24 protein-coding genes are annotated in these 25,081 nt (G+C 38.1%); 13 read left to right on the forward strand and 11 right to left on the reverse strand.

Annotated elements, in window-relative coordinates; translation table 11 throughout:
• Positions 1–6 precede the first annotated feature (6 nt).
• Positions 7–1,734 (forward strand): peptidase M3, encoded by a 1,728-nt coding sequence (locus tag G5B98_RS07750; protein ID WP_196086578.1) that lies wholly within the window; start codon positions 7–9, stop codon positions 1,732–1,734.
• Between the two features lie 9 nt (positions 1,735–1,743).
• On the opposite strand, the gene G5B98_RS07755 is transcribed toward G5B98_RS07750, so the two are convergent.
• The 9 genes from G5B98_RS07755 to G5B98_RS07795 all read right to left on the reverse strand — a co-directional run bounded on the left by G5B98_RS07755 (position 1,744) and on the right by G5B98_RS07795 (position 8,993).
• On the reverse strand, positions 1,744–2,166 hold the full coding sequence (locus G5B98_RS07755; protein ID WP_149719542.1) for a Sua5 YciO YrdC YwlC family protein: 423 nt from the start codon (positions 2,164–2,166) through the stop codon (positions 1,744–1,746).
• A complete protein-coding gene (locus G5B98_RS07760; protein WP_196086579.1) occupies positions 2,163–3,050 on the reverse strand; it encodes a DMT family transporter in 888 nt (295 codons plus the stop codon). Before G5B98_RS07760 ends, G5B98_RS07755 begins: the two co-directional genes overlap by 4 nt.
• A gap of 6 nt (positions 3,051–3,056) precedes the next feature.
• Positions 3,057–3,734, reverse strand: coding sequence for a DUF799 domain-containing protein (locus G5B98_RS07765; RefSeq protein WP_107788675.1), 678 nt, complete (start codon positions 3,732–3,734; stop codon positions 3,057–3,059).
• Entirely contained in the window at positions 3,734–4,126 is a 393-nt protein-coding gene (locus G5B98_RS07770; RefSeq protein WP_196086580.1) for a DUF4810 domain-containing protein, read from the reverse strand. Before G5B98_RS07770 ends, G5B98_RS07765 begins: the two co-directional genes overlap by 1 nt.
• Positions 4,111–4,779 (reverse strand): CsgG/HfaB family protein, encoded by a 669-nt coding sequence (locus tag G5B98_RS07775; RefSeq protein WP_196086581.1) that lies wholly within the window; start codon positions 4,777–4,779, stop codon positions 4,111–4,113. Before G5B98_RS07775 ends, G5B98_RS07770 begins: the two co-directional genes overlap by 16 nt.
• A 47-nt stretch (positions 4,780–4,826) precedes the next feature.
• On the reverse strand, positions 4,827–6,185 hold the full coding sequence (locus G5B98_RS07780; protein ID WP_196086582.1) for an MATE family efflux transporter: 1,359 nt from the start codon (positions 6,183–6,185) through the stop codon (positions 4,827–4,829).
• Between the two features lie 78 nt (positions 6,186–6,263).
• Positions 6,264–7,595, reverse strand: a complete 1,332-nt coding sequence (locus G5B98_RS07785) for an acetyl-CoA carboxylase biotin carboxylase subunit (protein WP_054197187.1) — start codon at positions 7,593–7,595, stop codon at positions 6,264–6,266.
• On the reverse strand, positions 7,595–8,041 hold the full coding sequence (gene accB, locus G5B98_RS07790; RefSeq protein WP_084041901.1) for an acetyl-CoA carboxylase biotin carboxyl carrier protein: 447 nt from the start codon (positions 8,039–8,041) through the stop codon (positions 7,595–7,597). The genes G5B98_RS07785 and accB overlap by 1 nt, the downstream gene beginning before the upstream one ends.
• 109 nt (positions 8,042–8,150) lie before the next feature.
• On the reverse strand, positions 8,151–8,993 hold the full coding sequence (locus tag G5B98_RS07795) for a DUF3737 family protein (protein ID WP_196086583.1): 843 nt from the start codon (positions 8,991–8,993) through the stop codon (positions 8,151–8,153).
• Between the two features lie 118 nt (positions 8,994–9,111).
• Here G5B98_RS07795 and dcd point away from each other — a divergent pair, with 118 nt between their 5' ends.
• The 8 genes from dcd to G5B98_RS07835 all read left to right on the forward strand — a co-directional run bounded on the left by dcd (position 9,112) and on the right by G5B98_RS07835 (position 17,046).
• Positions 9,112–9,672: a dCTP deaminase gene (gene dcd, locus G5B98_RS07800; protein ID WP_021091674.1), complete on the forward strand. Its 561-nt coding sequence runs from the start codon at positions 9,112–9,114 to the stop codon at positions 9,670–9,672.
• A gap of 217 nt (positions 9,673–9,889) precedes the next feature.
• Entirely contained in the window at positions 9,890–10,885 is a 996-nt protein-coding gene (pseB, locus tag G5B98_RS07805; RefSeq protein ID WP_103588285.1) for a UDP-N-acetylglucosamine 4,6-dehydratase (inverting), read from the forward strand.
• Positions 10,882–11,994: a UDP-4-amino-4,6-dideoxy-N-acetyl-beta-L-altrosamine transaminase gene (gene pseC / locus G5B98_RS07810; protein ID WP_196086585.1), complete on the forward strand. Its 1,113-nt coding sequence runs from the start codon at positions 10,882–10,884 to the stop codon at positions 11,992–11,994. The genes pseB and pseC overlap by 4 nt, the downstream gene beginning before the upstream one ends.
• 2 nt (positions 11,995–11,996) lie before the next feature.
• Positions 11,997–12,677 carry a pseudaminic acid cytidylyltransferase gene (gene pseF, locus G5B98_RS07815; RefSeq protein WP_196086586.1) on the forward strand — a complete coding sequence of 227 codons (681 nt, stop codon included), beginning with the start codon at positions 11,997–11,999 and terminating at the stop codon, positions 12,675–12,677.
• A complete protein-coding gene (gene pseG, locus G5B98_RS07820; RefSeq protein ID WP_196086587.1) occupies positions 12,678–13,550 on the forward strand; it encodes a UDP-2,4-diacetamido-2,4,6-trideoxy-beta-L-altropyranose hydrolase in 873 nt (290 codons plus the stop codon).
• Positions 13,535–13,993: a UDP-4-amino-4,6-dideoxy-N-acetyl-beta-L-altrosamine N-acetyltransferase gene (gene pseH / locus G5B98_RS07825; protein WP_196086588.1), complete on the forward strand. Its 459-nt coding sequence runs from the start codon at positions 13,535–13,537 to the stop codon at positions 13,991–13,993. Before pseG ends, pseH begins: the two co-directional genes overlap by 16 nt.
• Positions 13,994–13,996: 3 nt before the next feature.
• Positions 13,997–15,028, forward strand: a complete 1,032-nt coding sequence (gene pseI, locus G5B98_RS07830; RefSeq protein WP_196086589.1) for a pseudaminic acid synthase — start codon at positions 13,997–13,999, stop codon at positions 15,026–15,028.
• Entirely contained in the window at positions 15,025–17,046 is a 2,022-nt protein-coding gene (locus G5B98_RS07835) for a motility associated factor glycosyltransferase family protein (RefSeq protein WP_196086590.1), read from the forward strand. Before pseI ends, G5B98_RS07835 begins: the two co-directional genes overlap by 4 nt.
• Positions 17,047–17,311: 265 nt before the next feature.
• On the opposite strand, the gene G5B98_RS07840 is transcribed toward G5B98_RS07835, so the two are convergent.
• Positions 17,312–18,817, reverse strand: a complete 1,506-nt coding sequence (locus G5B98_RS07840) for a flagellin B (protein WP_021091720.1) — start codon at positions 18,815–18,817, stop codon at positions 17,312–17,314.
• A 190-nt stretch (positions 18,818–19,007) separates the two neighbouring features.
• Here G5B98_RS07840 and topA point away from each other — a divergent pair, with 190 nt between their 5' ends.
• The 3 genes from topA to crcB all read left to right on the forward strand — a co-directional run bounded on the left by topA (position 19,008) and on the right by crcB (position 22,899).
• Positions 19,008–21,122 carry a type I DNA topoisomerase gene (gene topA / locus G5B98_RS07845; RefSeq protein ID WP_196086591.1) on the forward strand — a complete coding sequence of 705 codons (2,115 nt, stop codon included), beginning with the start codon at positions 19,008–19,010 and terminating at the stop codon, positions 21,120–21,122.
• 584 nt (positions 21,123–21,706) lie between these two features.
• Positions 21,707–22,546, forward strand: coding sequence for a biotin synthase (locus G5B98_RS07850; protein WP_196086592.1), 840 nt, complete (start codon positions 21,707–21,709; stop codon positions 22,544–22,546).
• On the forward strand, positions 22,546–22,899 hold the full coding sequence (crcB, locus tag G5B98_RS07855; RefSeq protein ID WP_196086593.1) for a fluoride efflux transporter CrcB: 354 nt from the start codon (positions 22,546–22,548) through the stop codon (positions 22,897–22,899). The genes G5B98_RS07850 and crcB overlap by 1 nt, the downstream gene beginning before the upstream one ends.
• 418 nt (positions 22,900–23,317) lie before the next feature.
• Here crcB and G5B98_RS07860 read toward each other — a convergent pair whose 3' ends face one another.
• Positions 23,318–23,800, reverse strand: coding sequence for a hypothetical protein (locus G5B98_RS07860; RefSeq protein WP_196086594.1), 483 nt, complete (start codon positions 23,798–23,800; stop codon positions 23,318–23,320).
• Between the two features lie 117 nt (positions 23,801–23,917).
• Here G5B98_RS07860 and G5B98_RS07865 point away from each other — a divergent pair, with 117 nt between their 5' ends.
• On the forward strand, positions 23,918–25,081 hold the full coding sequence (locus G5B98_RS07865; protein ID WP_103588295.1) for a cation:proton antiporter: 1,164 nt from the start codon (positions 23,918–23,920) through the stop codon (positions 25,079–25,081).

Raw genomic sequence — 25,081 nt, forward strand, 5'->3', positions numbered from 1 at the left:
GAAAATATGAGATGGAGCTTTGATGATTCTTATGTAGATTTTGATAGCGAAATTTTTACCTCATCGTTTGAAAATCTAAAAGCACAAAATGAAAATTTAGTTAAATTTTTAAACAATAGCGAGCTTACCAAAGCTATCATCTCATACGAAGAAGCATACAAAGAAGCAGCTAGCCTACTCGCATTTTGTCGTTGTAAAAGTAGTGATAATACAAAAGATGAGCTAGCTAGTAAATTTGAGCTAAAAATAAAAGAGCAAAAAGCTAAACTTGATACGGCAAAGGAGATACTTTTTGATAAATTTGATAGCCTAAAAAGTGATGATAAAATTTTTCAAAGTACTCAATTTAAACATATAAAATTTCTATATTTAGAGCATAAAAATAGCAAGAGCAAAATACGAAAAAAGAGTGAAAGAGATTTTTTTGCCAATTTAGCGCTCATAAATTTTTTTCCACTTTTTACAAATTTTAGACATCTAAATAATTTAATAAATATCTCTGCTACCAATAAAAATGCAAAAACACAAAGCTATAATCTTACAAAATGTATGGGTATATTAAAAGGATCAGATGATGAAATTTTACGCAAAAATGTGTTTGATGGTCTGAGCTCTCACTATGATAAATTTGCTGATCTCTACCTTGATGTCTTAAATATGCTTCATGGATTTAGACTGGCTAAATTTAAAGCAGCAAAAGTTGATTTTTTAACTCCAAGCCTTGAAGAAAATAAAATGAGCCTTGACACTTTAAACGCCATGCAAGAAGCCATTAGCAAAAGAGTGGAAAAAATAAGAGAATGCGTAAGAGTAAGAGCTAGCTTTTTAGGTGGCAAAAGTATGAGAAGTTGCGATCTTTTGGCACCTTATCCACTTAGCAAGCATCATGAAATTTCTCATGACGAGGCTATTAAAATCATCAAAAAAGCATTAAAACCACTGGGCGAAGATAATTTTATCGAGCTTATGATAGACAAACACTGGATAGAAAGCGATGTACGAGAAAATAAAGCTGGTGGAGCATTTTTTGTGAGTTTGCCAAAATTTAAGCAACCAAGAATTTTTACCACCTACATGAATACTCTTTCGCACTTAATCCAGCAAGCTCATGAGCTTGGGCATGCTTGGCACTACTACTTGATGCGTGATCTTCCAGTTTTAAGCGCAAATTTTCCAATGAGCTTAGCCGAGAGTGCGAGTACATTTAATGAGACTCTTTTACGAAATGAGCTAAAAAAAGATGACTCACTTAGGGTAGAAATTTTATGGCAGGAGCTAAAAAGCGCTGCAAATTTTTTACTTCATATAAGCGTTAGATATGAGTTTGAGACTGGTTTTATAAAGTTGCGACAACAAGGTCAAGTCAGTAAAAAAGATGCAAGCGATCTTTTAAAACAAGCTTGGGATAAATTTTATAAAGACAGCACGAGCGATGTTGAAGAATTTTTGCCATATTTTAAGCCACATTTTTATAAAACAGATAACTATATCTACAACTATCCTTATAGTGTCGGTTATCTGCTATCACAATTTTTTCTAAGTGAGTTTAAAAAAGATGAAGCAAAATTTTGCAAAATTTATAAACAATTTTTAATAGAGTGTGGCACAAAAAGCGTGGAAGAGCTAATAAAAAAACACTTTAAAAAAGATACAACAAAGTGCGAATTTTGGCTGATTGGTATAGATGAAGCACTAAAAAATTTAGATGAGTTTAAAAAGGTAGTGGCTGTATAAATTCGCTAGTTATCTTAAACGTTTTATTTTTTTTCGAGAAATTTTATAAATTTTTGATGGAGCATCTTCGAAAAAATGATCATCTACTATTTCATCAGCCACGCTCATAGCCCAAGCTTCATTAAAATTTTGTCCATTTTTGTTCGCACTACTTGAATAAAGCCAGTCAAATTTAGCTAAAAATTTTTCGTGCTCGCACTCTTTTACGACTCTAATAGCCTTTAAATTTGGATACAAAAATGTGGCTTTTCTTGAATGGCGTATAAAATTTTTATATTTTTTTGGCACTCTAACAAGCTCATTTAAAACGCTAAATTTTGCCGTCGTGATAAGGCAAGGTTTATTCTCATCACGCATTTTGGCCTTATTTATCTCTTTATAATCTTTACTCAAAAAGCCAGCTGTCGTATCAGTTTGTGCTAGAAATATCATATTTTTTCTCTTTTTGATAGTAAAAATATACAAGAGATTATTAGAGCAAATCCTAAAAAATCCCAAAATACAAATTTTGTTCCAAGCCAAAAGTAGCCAAAAAATGCTGCGCTTAGTGGCTCTATGCAGGCTAATAAACTAGCTTTTGCTGCGCCTATGAGCTTAACACCTATCATATAAAAGCTAAATGCAAAAATGGTGCCAAGCGTAATAACAGCAATAAATACCAGCCATTGATTTATACCATTAAGTCCAGCAAATTCCCAAACCCTCATATAGAGGCAAAGAACCACGCCACCTATTATCATGCCCCAGCCAAGCGTGAGCGCAACTGAGTATTTAGCATTTAGTCTTGCTGGAGCAAGATTATAAACACAAACACAAACGGCACTCACAAAGCACCAAAACAATGCCTTTGACGAAATGACAAGAGATGAAATTTGCGCATGTGTGCTCAGGAAAAATACGCCAAGCATGGCTAAAAATAGAGCTAAAATTTCAAGTTTTCTTGGGACGCGTTTTTCTTTTATACAAATGACCATTAAAATTAAAGCAGGAGCAGTGTATTGAATAACAGTTGCTACTGCGGCATTTGAAAGCTCAATGGAGTAAAAGTAGGCATACTGCGTCATCATAAGCCCAAGCAGGGCATAGACTAAAAACTCGCCAAGAAGCTTTATATCTTTAATCGGAGCAAAAACGGCACTTGGTTCTTTAAAAGCATAAAAAATCACAATAACAATGCCAGCTAGCATCAGTCTATATGGCACCAAAAAATCAGAATTTATACCAAGTGAAAATAGATACTGCCCACAAACCCCACTAAATCCCCAAAGGATACCACCAACTAAAGTAAGAAGTATCCCAAGACGATGAGTATTCATTTAAATTTATCTATCTTTATGAAGCTGTGCATCTTTGCCATAATACGGCGAATATGGTCCATAAAGTATGCAGTTATGGCAATCTCTTGAAAATAAATAAGCATCTGCCATCACTGCTAGATCGTATGATCTATCTGAGATGGTATTTGCTACCTGCGAGATGACGGCTGAGACTAACATGCCAAGTAGGCTACTTTGGCCACTGCTGCTATCTTCTGCTGCCATAGCACTGCCTTGCCAAAGAGTAGCGCCGCTTTTTATATCGATAAGCTTTGCTTCAAGGACAACCTTTGTCGAGCTTGAGATGACTGCATAGCTCGTACCATAATCTTTTATGTTTATGTAAAGCACACTATCAGCATGAAAAATTTTATCAAGCTTATTTAGTGGCACGGCTGCGATCTCGCTTGGCTCGGTTATGCCATTTAGCTTAAAGGTATCATTTACAAGAGCTACTGGAAATACGTAGTATCCTGCCTCACTTAGTGGTGCGACTGTATTTGCTAAAACTGCAGCTGGGCCTGAAATTTCTGTACTATCGTTTGTTGGCATAAGCACTAAGATAGAGTGAGGTCTTTTTTGTAAAAATTCTGAGTAGTCGTATGGCTCAGGCTCTTTTATAGAGCAACCCGTAAAAAATACTACCAAAAATATAGCGGCTATAAATTTCAGGCTATTTTTCATTATTTGCCCCCTCTTTGCTCTACTTTTTTTGGAGTTAAATTTTTAGAGCCTTTGATGAAATTTATATATTCCCTTGACTCTGGGAAATTTTGCACCTCTTTGTCAAAATTTGCATTTGCAGCACCTAAATTTCCATTATTTAGATATAAAAGTCCAAGGTGTGCATATACGCCAGGAGCGATCTTATAGCCCTTTTGTATTGATATCTGCACCAAATTTTCTAAGCGTGAAATTTGCTCGTTTGTATCGCCCTCTTCATTTAGATAACTATATAGCGAGCTACTATATGATCCGTCCCAATAATAAAGTGATCTTGGGCCGTTTGAATGACCGCAACCTGCTAAAAATAGTGCAAAAAGTGCGAGGCCGGCAAGCTTTATTTTACTTGCCATGCTCCACTTTCTATGCCATTTACGAGATTATTTACCGCTTCAATAATAGCTAGGCTTAAAACCTTGCCATTTAGCGTAGAGTCGTATCCTGCTGTGCCACCAAAGCCGATGATCTCTCTGTTTGAAAGGGTGTATTCGCCAGCACCACTAACTGAATAGACAACCTCGGCTGTTTTGGTATCAACGATATTTAAATTTACCTTTGAATAGGCAGTTTGTTGCTTGCCTTTGCCAAGTATGCCAAATAGCTGGTGATCGCCCGTAGTTTTTCGCCCAAACTCAGTCACATCACCAGTTATCACGTATCTTGCACCTTTTAGATTTTGAGCGGTTTTACTTAGCTCGCTCTCTTGTTTGATCACTTTCATATTTGATCTATCAAGCACCAAAAATCTGCCACTTTGCTGTAAATTTGTGATCAAAATACTTTGAGCTTGGTTACCAAGCCTATCTTCACCATCAGCAAATACACCATTTTGGTAAGCTGATTGATTATTAAATCGACCTATCGAAACCGAAATTTTTTGACCATTGTAAACTGTGCCGTAGCTTGCTACTTTTGGAGACTCAACAACTCTTGAGCTCTCACTCGCACATCCAGCAAAAAGAGCTGCTGTAAGCAAAACTGCACCAATTTTAAATACATTTTTCATTTTTTATCCTTTGCGACAAAATCGCTTGTATATTACTAAATTTCTTTTTAAATAGCTTTAAATTTCATCCATGTGCCTTTTAAGTATCTAATCGTAAAAAGCACCGCCTTTACAGCCCAGTCAGCAAACATTGCAAACCAAGTACCTATCATACCAAGATCAAATGTGAGCGCAAAGACATAGGCCAAGATGACTCTACAAGCAAACATACAAACTAAATTTACAATCATCGGATATTTAGCGTCCCCTGCAGCACGAAAAACGGTTGGATATGTGTAGGCAAGTGGCCAAATAAGACACATAGCGATACCGTGATACCAGACGATCTGCCTTGTTAAATTTATGGCTTCGCTTGAGAGATTATAAACCCTAAGCAGTGGCTCAAGTAAAAGCAAAATTACTGCTGTGCTAAAAAGCTGGACAATATAGATGCTTATCATCGACTTTCTTACGTAAAATTTAGCCTGAGCAAAGTCGTTTGCGCCAACGCACCTTGAGATAACTACACTAAGTCCTGTGCCTATCGCCATGCCAGGGAGTACTTGAAACATCACGATCGTTCCTCCCACGGCATTTGCAGCGATACTTGCCGTACCAAAGAGTGAAACAAGACTCAAAACAATGATGCGACCCACATAAAACATCGAATTTTCAAAGCCATAAGGCACTCCGATATTTAAAATTTTCTTGATAATCTCGTAGTCAAATTTATAGACAAAACTCTTTCTTATGTGAAGTTTTAGCCTTACATCAAGGAGTAGATAGACTATGACAAAGCAAGCGAGCACCTTGGCTATAAGCGTACTAATAGCTATACCTAAAATGCCAGTATGAAATGTATAAATACTAATGGCAGTTAGAAGTACATTTAATAAATTTGCAGCCGCCATAATATACATAGGAAGCTTGGCATTTGACATCGTACGAAAGATCGCCGCAGCTGCTGCATAGACAGCCAAAAATGGCGCGGAAATGGCCGAGAAAACAAGATAGTGGCTAGCATCATGCCTTACTTGCTCGCCAATATCGCCAAAGACATAATCTAGGATAATATCTTTTAAAACTATGATGACCGCTGCGATAAAAAGGGCAAAGATAAAACTAAACCATACGAGCTGATTTGCTGTGATTTTGGCATTGCCACTTTGTTTATTACCAAGATACTGGCTAGCAACCACTGAGCCGCCAGTAGCGATGGCTGTAAAAATGCTGATAAAAAGTGCCATGACAAATTCCACAAGACTAATCGCACTTACAGCGCTTTCACTAACACTTGCTGCCATTAGCGAGTTTGCAAGCCCTAAGCTATACTCTAAAAACTGCTCAACTGCAATAGGGAAAAATAGCTTCGCAAGGTCAGCATTTGAGAAAAATTTTGTATTTTGATCTTTGATTTTGTTTACCATGCTTCCCCTAAGATAAACTTAAAAATTTTAATATATTTAAGCCAAGATCTGCTTTTTGCAAATCCTGACTTAAAAATTTTAGTGTCTTGAAAGATAATTTGTATCGTAGTTATTGCTTAAAAAGTCTTTATTTTCCATCATAGCGATGTGAAAATCTTTTGTTGTTTTGATGCCATTTATTATGAGCTGATCAAGAGCTACTTTCATCTTATGGATCGCCCTATTTCTATCAGTGTCCCAAACCACGAGTTTGCCGATCATACTATCGTAATACGGCGGTATCGAGTAGTCTTGATAGATATGGCTATCCATTCTTACATTGCGGCCACCTGGGCAGACATATTTTGTGATCTTACCAGGACACGGCGTAAATGTATTTGGATCCTCAGCTGTTATCCTGCACTCGATCGCATGACCTTTTAGCTCGATGCTCTCTTGTGATGGTAGCGCCTCGCCTTCAGCCACTTTTATCATAAGCTCGATGATATCAAGACCGCTTACCATTTCGCTCACTGTGTGCTCAACTTGAAGTCTTGTGTTCATCTCGATGAAGTAAAAGTCTAAATTTTTATCAACCAAAAACTCAAACGTACCAGCTCCCTCGTAGCCAATCGCTTTTGCCGCTTTTATGGCTGTTTCGTGAAGTCTCTCTCTTGTCTTTTCGTCAAGCAAAATAGCTGGGCTCTCTTCGATTAGTTTTTGGTGGCGACGCTGCATAGAGCAGTCACGCTCGCCGATATGAAGCACATTGCCATGGCTATCGCCAATTACTTGAACTTCGATGTGGCGTGGGTTTAGGATATATTTTTCCATATACATTGTGCCATCGCCAAATGCGCTCATAGCTTCACTTTCAGCCGACCAAAACGCTTTTTCTAAATCCTCTTCACGTTCAACCACGCGCATGCCGCGTCCGCCGCCACCTGCAGCAGCTTTTAAGATGACTGGATAGCCTATCTTTTTAGCTAGCTCTTTTGCAGCTTTTGTATCAGCCACAGCACCGTCTGAGCCAGGGATGACTGGCACGCCAGCTCTTTGCATGACTTGCTTTGCCTTACTTTTATCGCTCATCAAAGCCATCGCAGCGACACTTGGTCCTATAAATTTGATCTTGTGATGTGAGCAAATTTCAACAAAATTTTGATTTTCACTTAAAAAGCCATATCCAGGGAAAATAGCGTCTGCTTCGCTGATCTCAGCGGCACTTATGATAGCTGGGATATTTAGATAGCTATCACTTGAGCGTTCTTTACCGATACAAATGGCTACATCAGCATATTTTACGTAAAGTGCGTCTTTATCAGCTGTTGAATAGACTACAACGGCTTCTTTACCCATCTCCTTTATCGTTCGCAAAGCACGAAGAGCGATTTCGCCTCGGTTCGCGATTAAAATTCTTTTTAATTCCATTAATTTTTCTCCACGCCAAATAACGGCAATCCAAACTCAACTGGCTGTCCGTCAGAGACTAGCATCTCAGTGATCTGGCAGTCAAACTCAGCCTCGATCTCGTTCATTATCTTCATAGCCTCAATAATACCTACTACATCGCCTTTTCTTACTCTTTGGCCTACTTTTACAAATGGGGCAGCGCCTGGGCTTGGAGCAGCATAGAAAGTACCTACCATAGGAGATTTTATGCTATCTTTTGGTGAGTTTGCGGCTGGTTTTACCTCTGAATTAACGACTACATTTACAGGTGCTGGAGCTGGTGCTTGTGCTGCTGGTTTAGCAGGCGCGCAATAATCTGAAAATTTTTCAAGCTCTACCTCAAAATCACCACTTTTTATTTTGATATGATTCATCTCCATATCATTAAAAAATTCGATAAGCTCTTTTATATCTTCTTTTTTCATAGAAAATTCTCCTAAATTTTTATATAAGCGTCTAATTGTAGCGAAAATTAGATAAAAAATTTTTTTATGAAGCAAAAACGAGAACTCAAAGCTACTCTTTTTTGCTAAGTTATTTTTCAGTAATAATTATCTTAATGCCTTTAGTATCCACTAAATTTTCATCGATGATGATCTCATCTATCTTTGCTGCCCTTATCACGCCACTTTTTGGATTTTTTATACTTTTTATCGCTCCGCTTGTGCTTACATCGACACTTGAATATTCAAACGCAAGACTCGTATCCATAAAAATGCAATCTTTTACGACCAAATTTTCCACGTAGCAAAGGGCTTGCAAACTCTTTATCGTGCAGTTTATGAGCGTCACATTTTTTGAGTTCCAAGCTAGATATTCGCCTGAGATGAGGCAGTTTTGCGCTACCACATTTTCGCAGTTCCAAAAAGCATCTTTTGAAATGAGCTTTGAGTTTGTGATATGGACATTTTTACAACCATCAAAGCAGTAGTTTCCGTCTAAATTTAGCCCATCAATCTCTAAATTTTCGCTATTTGCCCCAAAGTAATCGCCTTTTGCAAAAACATTTTTTATCTTCACATCCTCACACCCCCAAAGTGTTTCGGCAGCGTCTGAAAAATTTACATTTTCTAGTAAAATTTGCGAGCTTTTTCTAAAGCTTTTTGGAGCATTTATGACCATATCCTTAAAGCTTAAATTTGTGCTGTACCACATGCCAGCCCTTGCTAGAGGCTCCAAGTATCCGCCATTTAGCGTGATATCATTTGCATACCAAAGTGGGTATTTGTAGGCAAAAACGCACTCATTTAGCTTTAAATTTGAGCTGTGCTTTAGCGGCGATTCGCCATCTTCAAAGATGCAGTTTGTAAAATTTACACTTTTTGCCCCAAACATCGCACGCTCGCCAGTAAAAATTTCTGCATTTTTCTCTTGCATTTTTGTCCTTTATTAATTTTTGCTGTTAAAATTATACTAATTTTCATCTAATTTATTCGCTTTATTAAATTTACTTTAAAGACGCAAAGCGTTATAATCGCCCAAAAAAGGAGCAAAAATGGGTTTAAAGTCAGATTCTTGGATAAGAAAAATGTCGGTTGAGAAAAATATGATAGTGCCATTTGCCGAGGAGCAGGTCGGACGCGGCGTGGTTAGTTACGGCGTTTCTAGCTACGGCTACGATATCCGCGTTGGTGATGAGTTTAAAATTTTTACAAACATCGGCGGAACCGTAGTTGATCCTAAAAATTTTGATGAAAAGAACGTGGTCGATTTTAAGGGCGATGTCTGCATCGTGCCGCCAAATTCATTCGCTCTAGCGCGCACGATCGAGTATTTTAACATGCCTGATAACGTGCTAGCGATCTGCCTTGGCAAAAGCACCTACGCAAGGTGCGGCATCATCGTAAACGTAACGCCTTTTGAGCCTGGATTCAAGGGGCACATCACGATAGAAATTTCAAACACGACGCCACTTCCTGCAAAAATTTATGCGAACGAAGGCATCGCACAGGTGCTATTTATCGAGGGTGACGAGCCTTGCGAGGTAACTTATGCTGATAAAAATGGCAAATACCAAGCCCAAGAAGGCATCACTTTGCCAAGAATTTTGAAGTGATTTTATGCCTTTGCGACCTTGCAAAGGCTAAATTTTAAACACTACTTTTATGATTTCCTCTAAACATTAATTAAAATTTGACGAAATAGAATCTAGAAAGATAAAAAAATTTTTAATAAATTTTAAAAATTTGGCATAGCTTTTGCTTAAATTTTTATAAAATACAATTTAGATTTAGCTATTTATACCCCAAAAATAGTTAGTAAAGGGTGCAATAATGTTTAATGATAAATCAATACTAATCACTGGCGGAACAGGAAGTTTTGGTAAAAAATACACCGAAATTTTATTAAAAAAATATAAGCCAAAAAGGCTAGTTATCTACTCACGCGACGAGCTAAAGCAATACGAAATGGCTCAAGTCTTTAAAGACAAAGCGATGCGTTTTTTCATCGGCGACGTGAGGGACTATAAGCGCTTAAGAACCGCAATGAACGGCATAGACTATGTCATCCACGCAGCTGCGATGAAACACGTACCAATCGCAGAATATAACCCAATGGAGTGCATCAAAACAAACATTGACGGCGCTCAAAACGTCATCGACGCCTCTTTGGAGTGTGGCGTTAGTAAGGTGATCGCTCTCTCAACCGACAAAGCTTGCAACCCTGTAAATTTATATGGAGCTACAAAGCTAGCAAGCGATAAGCTCTTTGTCGCTGCAAATAACATCGTTGGAGATAAAAAGACAAGATTTAGCGTCGTAAGATATGGAAACGTCGTTGGTTCTCGTGGATCAGTCGTGCCGCTCTTTAAAAAGCTAATCGCACAAGGAGAAAAAGAGCTTCCTATCACGCATGAGAAGATGACTAGGTTTTGGATCACGCTTGAGCAAGGTGTAAATTTCGTCCTTAAAAATTTTGAGAGAATGAAAGGTGGCGAAATTTTCATACCAAAGATCCCGTCAATGACGATGATGGATCTTGCAAAAGCCCTTGCGCCAGAGCTTGGCGTCAAGATCATAGGCATTCGCCCAGGAGAAAAGATGCATGAGATGATGATCTCAAGAGACGACGCACATCTTACATACGAATTTGATGATTACTACGTTATTAGTCCGTCTATCCAGTTTTTAACAGCCCAAGACTTCTCGACAAATGCTCTTCATCAAAAGGGCAAACCAGTGAGCGAGGACTTTGAATATAGCTCAAATACAAATAAAATTTGGCTCGATAGAGCAGGCCTTCTTGAGATGATAGGAGATGCTAAATGATCCCTTACAGCCGTCAGCAGATCACAGAAGAGGATATAAAGGCAGTCACAGATGCCTTAAGAGACGACATCTTAACAGGTGGCCAAAAGGTTAGTCAATTTGAAGAGGAGCTGGCAAAGTATGTTGGCGTAAAGCATTTTGTCGTCATGAACTCAGCCACTTCGGCTCTTCACGTAGCCTATCTTAGCCTTGGCGTAAAAGACGGCGATGAAGTGATTACGACGCCTATCACCTTTGCAGCCACTGCAAATGCGGCTTTGATGGCTGGAGCGCAGGTCAAATTTTGCGACGTAAAAGCAAATGGCAACATCGATGAAGAGAAAATTCCAGCTCTAATCACTCCAAAGACAAAGGTGATAACTGCGGTTGATTACGGTGGCAATCCAGTGGAGCTAGATAAGATCATAAATTTAGCCAAAAAACACGGCATAAAAGTGATAGACGACGCCTCTCACGCCCTTGGTAGCGTGCAAAATGGCGTAAAAGTGGGCGTTAAGGCTGATATTAGCATATTTAGCTTTCACCCAGTAAAGCCTATCACCACGCTTGAAGGCGGCGCACTTGCTACAAATGACGATGAGCTAGCAAGGCTAGCAAGGCTATATAGAAGCCACGGCATCGCTAAAACAAAGCTTTGGGATAGCGACATGAGCCTGCTTGGATACAACTATAGGATCACAGACGTAGCCTGCGCTTTGGGGCTTAGTCAGCTAAAAAGGCTGGATGGCTTTATTGCCAAAAGAAATGAGATAGCTAAATTTTATGATGAGAAATTTAGCGGGTGTGAATATTTTAAAACTATAGAAATCCCAGCAAATACAACTAGCTCAAGGCACCTATATCCAGTGCTTTTGGATGAGAAATTTTGGGATAAAAAAGAGCAAATTTTTGAAGCGCTCTTGCAAAAAGGCGTTGGCGTGCAGGTGCATTATAAGCCAACATATAAATTTAGCTTTTACAAAGAGCTACTTGGCGAAATTTCACTACCAAATGCGGAGAAATTTTATAGCGCTGAGCTTAGCATACCATGCCACCATGGCATGAGCGTGGATGATGCTAAATTTGTTGCAAGCACGCTATTTGATGTGCTAAAAAGTTTTAGCGAGTAAAAATGATCTGTATCATCCCAGCAAGAGGTGGCAGCAAGAGAATACCTGGCAAAAACATCAAAGACTTTTTAGGCAAGCCCTTAATCGCATATAGCATCGAGGCTGCGCTAAATTCTAAAGTTTTTAGCGAAGTGATCGTAAGCACCGATGACGAAATGATCGCAAATGTGGCTAGAGAATTTGGAGCTAACGTGCCATTTTTTAGAGATGCGAGCCTAAGCGATGACTACGCGACAAGCACTGACGTGATAAAAGACGCGATAAGGCGCGCAAATTCTAGCTTTAGTGACGTCTGCTGTCTTTATGCGACAGCGCCACTGATAACGGCTGAAATTTTAAAAAAGGCCGCAGGAGAGTTTAAAAGGCAGGAATGTAAATTTTTGTTTTCAGCGACTGCGTTTGATTTTCCTATACAAAGGGCGATAAAACTTGATGAAAATGCTAGAGTTAGCATGTTTTATCCGCAGTTTGAAAAGACACGCTCGCAAGATCTTGAGCCTGCTTTTCATGACGCTGGGGCATTTTATTTTGGCAAAAAAGAGGCTTGGCTGGAGTGCAGTGCTTTGTTTGCGCCACATTCAAAAGCATATTTGCTGCCAAGAAATTTAGTCTGTGACATAGATACGCTAGAGGATTTTGAGTTTACTAAGAAGCTTTATTTGATAAATAATGGAAAGATTTGATTGAAAGAATTTAAAGGACTCCCCCTGCTAAAAACGCTCGTGCGCGCCGATAGTAGCAGTAAGATAGGGCATGGGCACATCAGGCGAGATCTTTTGCTTGCTAAAAAATTTAGCGACATCTCATTTGCGTCTTTGAGGCTAGATGGTGACATTTTTGATGAGATAAACTACCCTAGATTTAGCTTAAGAAGTGGCGAGATAGATGAGCTTTGTAAGCTTATAAAAGATAATAAATTCGAGCTTCTCATCATCGATCACTACGGCTTTAGCTTTGAAAAAGAAAGAGCTATAAAAGAAAAAACTGGCATTAAAATTTTATCATTTGACGACACTTATGAAAAACATTTTGCAGACTATATTTTGAATGTAAATTTGTATGCACAAAAGGCAAGATATGAGGGGCTGGTAGAAAAGAACTGCGAGGTATTTTGTGGAAACGAGTTTTTGCTAGTTAGAGATGAGTTTTATGAAGAAGCGCAGGTAAAAAGGGAGAAAATTTACGACTATGCTATCATTCTTGGAGGTACTGATATCTCAGGGCTAAGTGCAAAAATTTCAGAAAAACTGCTTCTTAAAAAGCTAAAAACAGCTGTCATAACAACTAGCGGAAATAAAAACTTAAGCGTTCTAAAAGAGCTATCAAGCAAGAGCGAAAATTTCAGTCTTTTTGTAGATAGCAAAAGCGTGGCAAAGCTAATGAATGAAGCCAAAATGCTCATCATAACAGCAAGCTCGCTAGTAAATGAAGTTTACGTTTTGGGAGCTAAATTTAAAGCCATTTGCGTAGCTGATAATCAAAAAGAGATCTTTGCTTGGCTAAAAGAAAATGGATATGAGGCTTACTGGGGAGATGAGATTTGCTTGAGCTTATAAATTTTACCTCGCTTAATGACGAGCAAAAGTTGATGGTCTTAAAGTGGCGAAACGACGAGCGCATAGCTAAATTTATGAAAAATAAAAGCGTTGGCAAAGAGGAGCATTTTGCTTTTTTAGAGAGATTAAAGAGCATTCAAGATAAGATTTATTTTCTAGTAAAAGACGAGAGCAAATTTATCGGAGTAATAAGCTTTGTTGATATCACGAAAGAAAGTTGCGAATTTGGCGTTTATAAAAACCCAGAGTTAAAAGGTGTGGGCAAAAAGCTGCTTGATCTCATAAAAGACTACGCTTTTTTTACATTAAAGGTTGGCTCGCTAAAGGCAAAAACTTATAATAACAACGAAAAAGCGCTCGCACTTTATAAAAATTTTGGCTTTAGGATCTATGCAAAAGATGGTGAATTTAGCTATCTTGAGCTTAAAAATAAAACGGACTAACGGATGAAAATAGGAAATTTTGATACAGACAAAAAGGTCTTTATAATAGCAGAGCTCTCCGCCAATCACAGTGGCAGCCTAAAAACGGCGGTAGATACGATAAAGGCAGCTAAGCGCGCTGGAACTGACGCGATAAAGCTTCAGACATATACGCCTGATAGTTTGACTCTAAATTCGCACCTGGACGACTTTGTCATAAAAGGCGGACTTTGGGACAAGAGAAATTTATACGAGCTTTATCAAGAGGCGCTAACGCCAAAAGAGTGGCACGCCGAACTTTTTAAAGTAGCAAAAGAAGAAGGACTTGTCTGCTTTTCAAGCCCATTTTGTAAGGACGACGCCAACTTTTTAGAGCAGTTTAACCCGCCAGCTTACAAGATCGCAAGTTTTGAGGTAACGGACTATGATTTTGTAGAGTTTATAGCTAAAAAAGGCAAGCCTATTATCATCTCAACCGGCATAGCTTATGAAGAAGAGATAAGAGATGTGGTGCAAATTTGCAAAAATGTAGGCAATAGCGACATCGCTCTTTTAAAATGCACTTCAAGTTACCCAGCGCCGCTAAATAGCATGAATTTGCAAACTATAGCTGATATGAAAGAGAAATTTGGCGTTGAGGTCGGCTTTTCAGATCATACTTTAGGTGTGACAGCCCCAGTTGTTGCGGTTAGCTTGGGTGCTAGGATAATTGAAAAGCATTTTATACTTGATAAAAGCGTAAAAAGTGTTGATAGCGCATTTAGCCTTGATGAGAGCGAATTTACTCTTATGACAAAATGCGTTAGAGAGGCTGAGGAGCTTTTGGGTAAAGTAAGCTACGAGCTAGATGAAAAAGCGGCTTTAAACAGGAGATTTTCACGCTCACTTTATGCAAGCAAAGATATAAAAAAAGGTGAAATTTTTAGCGAGCTAAATATAAGGAGCGTGCGCCCAGGATATGGCTTGCACCCTAAATTTCTAAAAGAGCTGATCGGCAAAAAAGCAAAAAGAGATATAAAATTTAGCGAGAGATTAACAAAGGAGGATTTGATATGAATAACAAAAACGATAAGGCATCTAATAAAAAGGTAAAACCATCTAAAGATAATGTATCAAATATCCAAAATCCTATCTTTCAAAAAAATCTTCAAGCACTATTTCAGCAAGATGAAATTCTAGCAGCAAGGCTTTGGTCTATTGCAGGTAATGAAGACTATGAAATTTTTATAGGAAAAGATCCAATTGATATAAATTTAATAAACAAACATACTCTTAAATATATCTATGAAAATCCTGGAGCAGACATTTTAAAGCTACTTGAAGATATAGAAAGTGACTATAAACGTTATCCGATACTATTTTTTTATGGACTAGGTAATGGCGTACTCTATAAAGCACTAGCAAAAAATGAAACACACCAAAAAATCGTAGTCATAGAGCCAGAGATCGAGATCATATATCTTGTTTTAAATGTTATTGATCTATCAAACGAACTAGAAAGTGGACAGATAATACTTTTTTATTCAAAATTTGCCACCTATACACATTTTTATTATCTGGTTACAGAAGCGAAACTAAACTCATATGCAAAAACCTATGATAATCTTATGATTCATATGCCTTTTTATGATCAATTTGAAGAAGACTACATAAGAATAAACAAAGAGATTACAAGGGCATTTTCTCAAATAGTAGTTGCTCACGGCAATAGCATAGACGATCTTTTATTAGGCACAAGACAAAATTGTGAAAATTTAGTGCCCATGATTAGCAATTATTGCTACACAAGTCTTGTTAAAAAAAGATATGGTCTTATGGATACAGCTATAATTGTATCAACTGGCCCAAGCCTAGATAAACAGCTTAATACGCTTAAAAAATTTGCTCCATATGTTAGCATTATAAGCGTTGATGCCTCTTATCCAATCCTTGCAAGGCATGATATCAAGCCTGATTATGTAATGTCGATTGAAAGAATAGAACCAACTTCTAGTTTTTTTGAAAAAAAACATCCAAATATTGATGACAATATACACTTTATTGTTGCCTCAGTTACACACAAGCAAACTATTAAAAATATCTTGCCAAGAAAACTAGTACTAACTATGAGACCTCAACAAGAGGAGTATATGTTTGGTCTAAAAAGATATGGATATTTGGGTGTGGGGCATAGTTGTGCAAACATGGCCTACCAGCTAGCCTATGTCTTAGGACATAAAAATATCGTTTTCATAGGACAGGATCTAGCATTTGGTAAAGATGGAGCAAGCCATGCAAAAGGTCACGCTTTTGCACAAGCGGATGAAAATTTATATGTTAAAGCTTATGGCGGAGAGGGGGAGGTTAAAACAACATATGTTTGGACTCTATTTAAAAACCAGTTTGAAAATGACATCGCCCAATCAAGCTTAGAGAATATAAAATCATATAACTGTACCGAAGGTGGTGCTAGAATAGAAGGCACTATAGAAAAGCCGTTTTTAGAAGTAATGCATGAGCTTTGCAAAGGCAAAGAGATTAAAAAACTGCCTAATATCAAAAAAGACAGTGAAACGACGGTAAATAAAAACCTTTTAAAAGCTTATAAAGTCATACTTGCAAAGATAAAGGCTCAAAGTGAAGTCAAACAACAAATAGAAAAAGTCTTTTTAGAAGTAGTGCCTAGCATAGATAAATTGCTTGAGCTCAATAAAGAAAATAAAATAGAAAAAAAGCATTTTAATGAGCTTCTTAAAATAACAAAAAAGATAGATAAACTAAAAGATGTAATCGCAAAACGTAATTATCAAAAATATGTAGATAATATATTGCAAATTTCAGTCTATTATCAAGAACTTGAGCTTGCAAAAATTTCTGTAGCGCCAAGCGACACAACTATCCAAAAAACTAACAAACTTCTTATGTGGGTAAATATGCACAAGTACTGGATGTTCTCTGCAGCTGGCGGACTAAATGCCGACATTGAAGTTACTAAAAAAGCTTCAAAAACACTTGTTGCTGAGCTAAAAAAGAGAAAACTAATAACTAAAAATGAGATAGGAAAAGCAAAAGAAAATTTTATACTGAGTATATAAGCTAATTTGTAAGTAGAATTATTTTACTTACAGTCTTTTTATTTGGCTTACTAGTTTTAGTAAGCCTCTGTCACAATTATAAATTTATAACACAACCCATTATTAAACCACTAGAGCAAAAATGAAATAGATACATTACTATTTATTTTTAGTAGATAAAGCCCCAAAGTTAAACTCTGGGGCGTGGGTTTGCGTATTGTAAAAGCATTAACACTCTTAAGGCTTTGTTACTGCGACAAAGCCTCTATCTAAAACCTTAATGAAACTATTGTAGTAGCTTCATTACGTTTTGTTGTACGCTGTTTGCTTGACTCATAGCATAAGCACCTGATTGAGCTAGGATGTTATGTTTTGAGAAGTTAGCAGACTCGCTAGCAAAATCAACATCTCTGATTTGAGATTCTGCTGATTTTACGTTAACTTGAGTTACAGTGATGTTATTAACTGTAGCTTGAAGTTGGTTTTGAACTGAACCAAGGTCTGAACGAACTTGATCTAGTGTTTTTTGAGCAGACTCAGCGATACTCATAACAGCCATCGCACCGCGAAGTGTCATAACACCAGCAGATTGAGCTACTGATAAAGCTCCACTCATTCTTTGGAAGCCCATAGCTGTTGCTAGGGTTTTATCTATTTGTCCTCTTATATCTCTTAGAGATACTGATTGTTGAGCACCACCATTAGCAGAGAATGCTAGCGATAGTTTAGCAACGCCACCAGCATTTAGCTTGATATCTCTACCATCAAGACGAACAAGGTTTAGTCTACCTACGAAACCGGTTAAAGATGTACCTTTAGCAGCTGCACCTTTACCGCCAAGACCCTTTGAGATGTCTTTACCAGAAGCTACGATAGCACGGCCATCACGGCTTGTTAATACCATTTTGCCTGTTTCAGCATCAACAGAAGCTTCAACACCAGTTTGATCTTTTACAGAGTTGATAGCATTTACAAGTGCACCGTTTGCATCATTTGCTTTAACCTCTAGATCACCAATTTTAACACCGTTGATTGTTAAAGACTGAATTAAACCACCGCCAATAGCAGCACTTGCTTTCCAAGTAACATCAGCTGTAGCTCTAACACCAGTTCTATCAGCAACTTTGTTGATGTTCTCGGCTAGAGCGCCAAGGCCTTTACCGATACCTGTTGAGATAGTAGCAGCTGTAACGCCAACATCATTTACACCATCAACGTTTAAGAATTTAAGATTTACTGTACCCATAGCTGTAAGTAGTCTTGAACTCTCAAAACGTGTAAGACCGATCTTATCAGACGTAGTCGCACCAATACTTGCTTTAACAGTTTGGTTTGAGTAAGCACCTATTTGGAATTCTTTATTAGAGAATGTTCCGTTTAGTAGTTGCTGACCGTTAAATGAAGTAGTGTTACCGATATTGTCAAGCTCTTCCATTAGACGAACGATATCAGCTTGCAATGCTTGGCGTGATTGAGTTGTTTGGCCGTCTTGAGCTGATTGAGTAGCTTTTGTCTTGATAGTATCAAGAATTTTTAGCTGCTCGTCCATAGCTTTATCGGCAACTTGAATGATACCAATAGCATCATTACCGTTTGCAATAGCTTGACCTAAAGCTGAAGCTTGACTTCTTAAACTATCTGCAATAGATAGACCTGAAGCATCGTCTGCAGCTGTTTGAATCCTAAGACCTGAGCTAAGTTTGTTAAGTGACTTAGATAGGTCAGTGTTGTTGCTAACTGCGTTAGCGTGTGTGTTAAGTGCGTTTACGTTTGTGTTAATACGAAAACTCATTGTAAATCCTTTTAATTTTTTAGTTACGACTTCTTGTCGCACAAAAACTATATCGTGAAATTTTCTAAAAACTTTATAGGCATGAATGAAAAAATTTTTAAAGATTAACATGGATTTGATTTTTATGCCTTGATACTTTAAAAATTATTTTTGCTACAATTACGCCAAAAAATTCAAAGGCTATATATAAATGAAAAGCTTAATCATCGTGGAATCTCCCGCAAAAGCAAAAACTATCAAAAATTTTCTAGACAAAAGCTACAATGTCATCGCCTCAAAAGGACACATCAGAGACCTGCCAAAAACAAGCTTTGGCATCAAGATAGAGGACGATAAATTTACCCCAGAGTATCGTATCAGCAGTGATCACTCAGCCATCGTAAAAGAGATAAAAGAGCTCGCCAAAAGTGCTGATGAAATTTACCTCGCGACCGATGAGGATAGAGAGGGTGAGGCGATCGCATTTCACATCGCAAACGCTATCGGCAAGGAGCCAACTAGCCTACCTCGTATCGTCTTTCACGAGATCACCAAAAGTGCCATACAAAATGCTCTAAAAAGCCCAAGACGCGTCGATATGAATAGCGTCAATGCCCAGCAAACAAGGCGCTTACTTGACCGCATAGTTGGCTATAAGTTAAGTCCGCTTTTAAATTTAAAGATACAAAAAGGACTAAGCGCTGGCCGTGTGCAAAGTGCAGCTCTAAAAATAATAGTCGACCGCGAGCGTGAGATACAGGCATTTAAACCGGTTGAATATTACACGATTGATACATTTTTCAAAAAAGATTTAGACGCTGAGCTAGTTAAATTTGAAAACCAAAAGATCGAAAAGCTCACTATCCAAAACCCAGATCGCGCAAAATACATCATTGAAAATTTACAAAATGAGAAATTTAGCGTCCGTGAGATCGAGAGCAAGGATAGAAAGATCCAGCCAAGCCCGCCATTTATGACCTCAACCCTTCAGCAAAGTGCGAGCAACCGCCTTGGCTTTAGCCCTAAAAAGACGATGATGATCGCACAAAGCCTCTATGAGGGTGTGCAAACAAACGAGGGTTTCATGGGTGCGATCACATATATGAGAACAGATAGCTTAAATTTAGCCAAAGAGGCCGTCGCAGCCGCTAGAGAGCATATATTGCAAAACTACGGCAAAGAGTATCTGCCAGCCAAAGCGATAAGCTACACGACAAGCTCAAAAGGCGCGCAAGAAGCCCACGAAGCGATCCGCCCTACAAATTTAAACTTCACGCCACAAATAGCGGCTAAATTTTTAGAAAAAGACGCGCTCAAACTCTACACACTCATCTACAATAGATTTTTAGCCTGCCAAATGAGCGCATGTGTGAGCCAAACGCAAAATGTCTACGTCGCAAGTGAAAAAGGCGAGTTTAAGATAAGTGGCAGAAAGGTCCTATTTGATGGCTTTTACAAGGTTTATGGCGAGCTTGATAAGGATAAAATTTTGCCAAATTTAAAAAAGGGCGACGAGATGAGCTTGCAAAGCATAAAAAGCACGCAAAATTTCACCGAGCCACCAGCTAGGTACTCAGAAGCTGGCCTTGTTAAGAAGTTAGAGAGCCTAGGTATCGGTCGCCCAAGTACCTATGCACCGACTATCACGCTGCTAACCTCAAGAGACTACGTGAGAGTCGAGAAAAAGCAGCTCATACCAAACGAGATCGCATTTAGCATGATAGGCGTTTTGGAGGAGCACTTTAGCAATATCGTTGATAGCGAATTTACCTCACATCTTGAAGAAAAGCTCGATGAAATCGCACTTGACAAGGCCGACTGGCAAAAGGTGTTAAGCGACTTTTACTATCCATTTATGGAAAAAATTAGCGCTGGCAAAACTGGCATAAAAAGCCTAAAAACAGCCACTCCGATCGGAGAGAAGTGCCCAGAGTGCGGAAGCGAGCTAGTACTTAGAAAGGGCAGATACGGCGAATTTATAGCTTGCTCAAATTTCCCAAAATGCAAATACTCAAGAAACGTCGCAAAAGATAATGAAAAGAGCACAGAAACTGACACTGCAACGGCTGCTAAGCCAAAACGTGAGCTTAAAAAGCTTGATGTGCCATGTCCAAAATGTGGCGGCGAGATCGTCGAGAGATTTAGCAGGCGCGGTAAATTTTATGGATGTGCCAACTATCCAAAATGCGACTTCGTTTCAAACTACGAGCCAGTTGAGCAAAAATGCGACGAATGTGGCGGCGATATGATCAAAAAAGAGCTTAAAAAAGGTACATTTATAGAGTGCACAAAGTGTAAGAAAAAGACCCTTATCTCTGAAAACTAAAAATTTCTAGCCAAATTTGAGCCCCTTGAGCCTAAATTTGGCTTTTATAAATTTGGACTTTAAATGCCTGACACCACCGCTAAGCTTAGCCAGTATAAAGGGCAAAAACCTCGTCACCAACTACACTCAGTTAGAGGGTAGCTTCACATCGTAGCACCCACTTTTTGGACTTTTTGGCGAGCTTAGCGCTTTGCCAAATTTAAAAACAGATCTTTTAAAAGAGAGAGCGGAAATTTACAATAGAAAGTAATGTCATAAAATTTAAATTTTTCGCATAGTTTTTAATAAGTTTATATTGTGGAGCAAATTTTAAAATTTATAGATATACGAACGCATGCAGTGCAAAGTGCTATCACATGCACTTCTAACATGCGAAGGGCCTAGATGATTTAAAGGGGGATAAGAGGACGGCTCTTTGCTTCGCTAGCTCGCAGCTGCAAGCAGACCGTAACTCAAGCCCCCTTGTCCCCTTTGAATAAAAATAAATTTATACATTTCATCAAACTATTTTTGTAAATTCATAAACCGCCCTACTTAAATTTTAAACCTACCAAAGCTATAATACGCCCCAAAAAGGATGAAAAATGAAAACAATTATGCTCTGTGCGATATGCTCAGTCACTCAAGGAAACTGCGCCGAGGACTGCGCTTACTGCACACAAAGTGCCAAAGCTGGTGCCGATATCTCAAAATTTAAAGAAAAAAGCGTGCAGCAGGTGGTAGACGAGGCCAAAATGGCTTATAAAAACCACGCTCTTGGCTTTTGTTTAGTCACAAGCGGTGCTAGACTAAATGACAAAAAGACTGACTACATCGCATCTTTAGCAAGAGCTGTGAGCAAAGAAGTGCCAAATTTGATGCTTATCGCGTGTAACGGCATGGCCACTTATGAGCAACTTTGCGAGCTTAAAAAGGCTGGCGTTTTTAGCTACAACCACAACCTTGAAACAAGCCGAGAATTTTTCCCAAAAATTTGTAAAACACACACTTGGGACGAGAGATATCAGACAAATTTAGATGCAAAAAGAGCAGGTCTTATGCTTTGCACTGGTGGTATTTACGGCGTTGGCGAGAGTGAGGCTGATAGGGTGAGCTTTAGAGCTAGTCTAAAAGAGCTTGAGCCATTTTCGTCGCCGATAAATTTTTTCATTAAAAATGAAGCTCTAACTCTTAATCTGCCTCCTCTTAGTGCGGATGAAGCCCTAAAAATAGTGCGTGAGACCAAAAGAGATCTACCAGAAACTAGAGTCATGATAGCTGGCGGTAGGGAGAAAATTTTAGGCGATAGACAATACGAGATCTTTGAAAATGGAGCCGATGCGATCGTGATAGGCGACTATCTCACTGCAAAAGGCGAAAAAGCTAGCAAGGATATCGAGGAGCTTACAAAGCGCGGTTTTAGCTTCGCTAGTATCTGTCACTAATGCTTGCAAATTTGCTTTTCACAGGGTTTGGAGGCTTTATCGGGGCTGGATGCAGGTTTTTAGCTGGCGAGCTGCTAAAATTTAGCCACTTTCCGCTAGTTACGCTTGGCGTAAATGTGCTTGGCAGCTTTATTATCGGCGTTTTGTTTTGTCTAAATTTAAGCCAAAGCGTGAGAGTATTTCTCGTTGTTGGTATACTTGGTGGCTTTACAACATTTTCAAGCTTTAGCCTTGATAGTGTGAAATTTTTACTAGAAGGCGAGCTGGTAAAAGGCCTTTTAAATATCTTTTTAAACCTTGTTTTTTGTCTACTTGCAAGCTATCTTGGTATTTTACTTGGCAAGAGTTTATGAGAGTTTGCAAATTTAATAGAGTTTAAATTTTGCTAGATTTTCTTAATCGCATGCAGTGCTTTAGCACCATTGCATGCACTTTGAACGTGCGAGGGGATTGGGGGATTTAAAAAGGGGGATAAGGGGACGGCTTCGTAACTCGAGTCCCCTTGTCTCCCTTTTGAATAAAAGAACCTAAAATAAAAAAGTCTGTATTTTTAAAAATAGAATTTTACTATCGCGAAAATTTTAAAATTCTATTCACTCGCAAGAATTGACTACTGATTTTAGGTCTCGCAAAGCTTGCCACTAAAATCAGAGCCGAAATTACTCGTTCATGAAATTTTAAAATTTACTTGACGCTTATCTGACTTGATAAATAAAAATTTGTCGTAGTTTTTAATCGCATGCAGTGCAAAATACCGCCACATCCGCCTTTCTATCTAGCTTCTACCTTTGGCATCTGAAGCATAAAATTTCTAGCTTCGCTTAAAAGTACAGGCTTAAGCCCATCTACCAGAGTTTTTGGATCATAAATTCTCTCATATGAAAGCATTAAGACTCCATTATTTCTAAGTAAAAAGTGGATTATTTCTATATTTTTACTGCTAGTTTCATCTTTTATGAGAGCTAAAATTTGATCATTCTCTTCACTATAAAGCACCTCTTTAGCCTCTTTTATATTCTTTTTTAGCTCAGCAAGCATACTTTCACTTTTTATATTTTTGTCAAATTTCACTCTAAAGCCTACAAAATGCTCATCAAAATTTTCATTTTTTAAAAAGTAAAAACTCTCATCTTTGGCTGTATTTTTCTTATAAAAAACGCTTCCATCAAATTTAAAACTTTGAACCAAACTTAGCTCATCCCCAAAGCTAAAAATTCCAAAAAACATCAAGACAAAAAATAGAAATTTACGCATAAATTTGCACTCCAAATTTTTAAAAATTTATCGCCATTTTGCCCAAAGATCGCTTAGCTTAATCAAAAAATAACAAAGCTTTTTATACAATCAAACATTTTTAATTTAAGGATCTTTTTGCAGTTACATCAAGCTAGCGAGCTTAGTATTCTTGTCGTTTTGGCATTTATCGTCTTTGCTTCGCCTTATATTTCTAAAATTTTACGCATTCCTGTCGCTCCTGCTGAGATAATACTTGGAGCACTGGCTAGCTACATCGGGCTTGTCGGCGAAAATGAGATGTTTAAGCTAATTAGCGAAGTTGGCTTTTTCTTTTTGATGTTTCTAGCTGGTATGGAGATCGATCTTAGAATGCTTATAAACATTGACCGCAAAATTTTACGTCTGGGGCTTATCTATCTTGCACTCATCTACTCGCTAGCAACCGCACTTACATTTAGTTTTGATCTTAGTTTGCTCTATATTATCATTATCCCGATAATGGCTGTTGGCATGATATTTACGCTATTTAAAGAGTATGGCAGAGATGTAAAATGGCTAAATTTAAGCATGCTTATTGCAACTATTGGTGAGCTTATAAGCATTACGCTTTTGACATTTATAGCAGCCTATTTGCAGTTTGGAGCTAGTATAAATTTGTGGCTAACGATTGGCTATTTGATCTTATTTTTAGCTATCAGCGTGCTTAGCTTTAAAATTTTAGATGTGCTTTTTTGGTGGTATCCAGGGCTTAAAGTGATCCTTATGCCACACTATGACAAGGATGAAAAAGATATTAGGCTAAGCATTGCTGTATTTTTTTCGATGATTGCACTTATGCTTTATTTAAATTTAGAAGTTGCCTTTGGCGCGTTTATCGCAGGTATGTTTATAGCGACATTTTTTGATCATAAAAAAGACTTACCGCACAAGCTTTCAAGCTTTGGATTTGGATTTTTGGTACCGATATTTTTTATACACATAGGCTCAACCTTCAAGCTCTCAAGCCTAAGCTCAAATGAAGTGATAAAAGACGCTATTTTTATATTTTGTGCGATGCTTACCACAAGGCTTTTTTCAAGTGTGTTATTTGTAGGGAAATTAGGATTTAAGGGGATATTTTTGTTTTCTCTCTCACAATCCATGCCACTAACACTTTTAGTAGCAGTTGCTACTATCGCACACAGATCAGGTGAGATAAGTGACTATTCTTACTCATCTTTTATCCTAGCAAGCCTAGCTCAAGCTATAATAGGGACAATAATTATAAAATTTCTAATGCAATCAAGAAGTAAGGAGTAA

The organism is Campylobacter concisus (assembly GCF_015679985.1).
In the GTDB taxonomy this organism is placed as follows: domain Bacteria; phylum Campylobacterota; class Campylobacteria; order Campylobacterales; family Campylobacteraceae; genus Campylobacter_A; species Campylobacter_A concisus_AC.

Bases quoted from the DNA above. Each gene is read 5' to 3' on its own strand.
- G5B98_RS07750 (WP_196086578.1), top strand. From the start codon at position 7: ATGAGATGGAGCTTTGATGATTCTTATGTAGATTTTGATAGCGAAATT.
- G5B98_RS07755 (WP_149719542.1), bottom strand. From the start codon at position 2,166: ATGATATTTCTAGCACAAACTGATACGACAGCTGGCTTTTTGAGTAAA.
- G5B98_RS07760 (WP_196086579.1), bottom strand. From the start codon at position 3,050: ATGAATACTCATCGTCTTGGGATACTTCTTACTTTAGTTGGTGGTATC.
- G5B98_RS07765 (WP_107788675.1), bottom strand. From the start codon at position 3,734: ATGAAAAATAGCCTGAAATTTATAGCCGCTATATTTTTGGTAGTATTT.
- G5B98_RS07770 (WP_196086580.1), bottom strand. From the start codon at position 4,126: ATGGCAAGTAAAATAAAGCTTGCCGGCCTCGCACTTTTTGCACTATTT.
- G5B98_RS07775 (WP_196086581.1), bottom strand. From the start codon at position 4,779: ATGAAAAATGTATTTAAAATTGGTGCAGTTTTGCTTACAGCAGCTCTT.
- G5B98_RS07780 (WP_196086582.1), bottom strand. From the start codon at position 6,185: ATGGTAAACAAAATCAAAGATCAAAATACAAAATTTTTCTCAAATGCT.
- G5B98_RS07785 (WP_054197187.1), bottom strand. From the start codon at position 7,595: ATGGAATTAAAAAGAATTTTAATCGCGAACCGAGGCGAAATCGCTCTT.
- accB (WP_084041901.1), bottom strand. From the start codon at position 8,041: ATGAAAAAAGAAGATATAAAAGAGCTTATCGAATTTTTTAATGATATG.
- G5B98_RS07795 (WP_196086583.1), bottom strand. From the start codon at position 8,993: ATGCAAGAGAAAAATGCAGAAATTTTTACTGGCGAGCGTGCGATGTTT.
- dcd (WP_021091674.1), top strand. From the start codon at position 9,112: ATGGGTTTAAAGTCAGATTCTTGGATAAGAAAAATGTCGGTTGAGAAA.
- pseB (WP_103588285.1), top strand. From the start codon at position 9,890: ATGTTTAATGATAAATCAATACTAATCACTGGCGGAACAGGAAGTTTT.
- pseC (WP_196086585.1), top strand. From the start codon at position 10,882: ATGATCCCTTACAGCCGTCAGCAGATCACAGAAGAGGATATAAAGGCA.
- pseF (WP_196086586.1), top strand. From the start codon at position 11,997: ATGATCTGTATCATCCCAGCAAGAGGTGGCAGCAAGAGAATACCTGGC.
- pseI (WP_196086589.1), top strand. From the start codon at position 13,997: ATGAAAATAGGAAATTTTGATACAGACAAAAAGGTCTTTATAATAGCA.
- G5B98_RS07835 (WP_196086590.1), top strand. From the start codon at position 15,025: ATGAATAACAAAAACGATAAGGCATCTAATAAAAAGGTAAAACCATCT.
- G5B98_RS07840 (WP_021091720.1), bottom strand. From the start codon at position 18,817: ATGAGTTTTCGTATTAACACAAACGTAAACGCACTTAACACACACGCT.
- topA (WP_196086591.1), top strand. From the start codon at position 19,008: ATGAAAAGCTTAATCATCGTGGAATCTCCCGCAAAAGCAAAAACTATC.
- G5B98_RS07850 (WP_196086592.1), top strand. From the start codon at position 21,707: ATGAAAACAATTATGCTCTGTGCGATATGCTCAGTCACTCAAGGAAAC.
- crcB (WP_196086593.1), top strand. From the start codon at position 22,546: ATGCTTGCAAATTTGCTTTTCACAGGGTTTGGAGGCTTTATCGGGGCT.
- G5B98_RS07860 (WP_196086594.1), bottom strand. From the start codon at position 23,800: ATGCGTAAATTTCTATTTTTTGTCTTGATGTTTTTTGGAATTTTTAGC.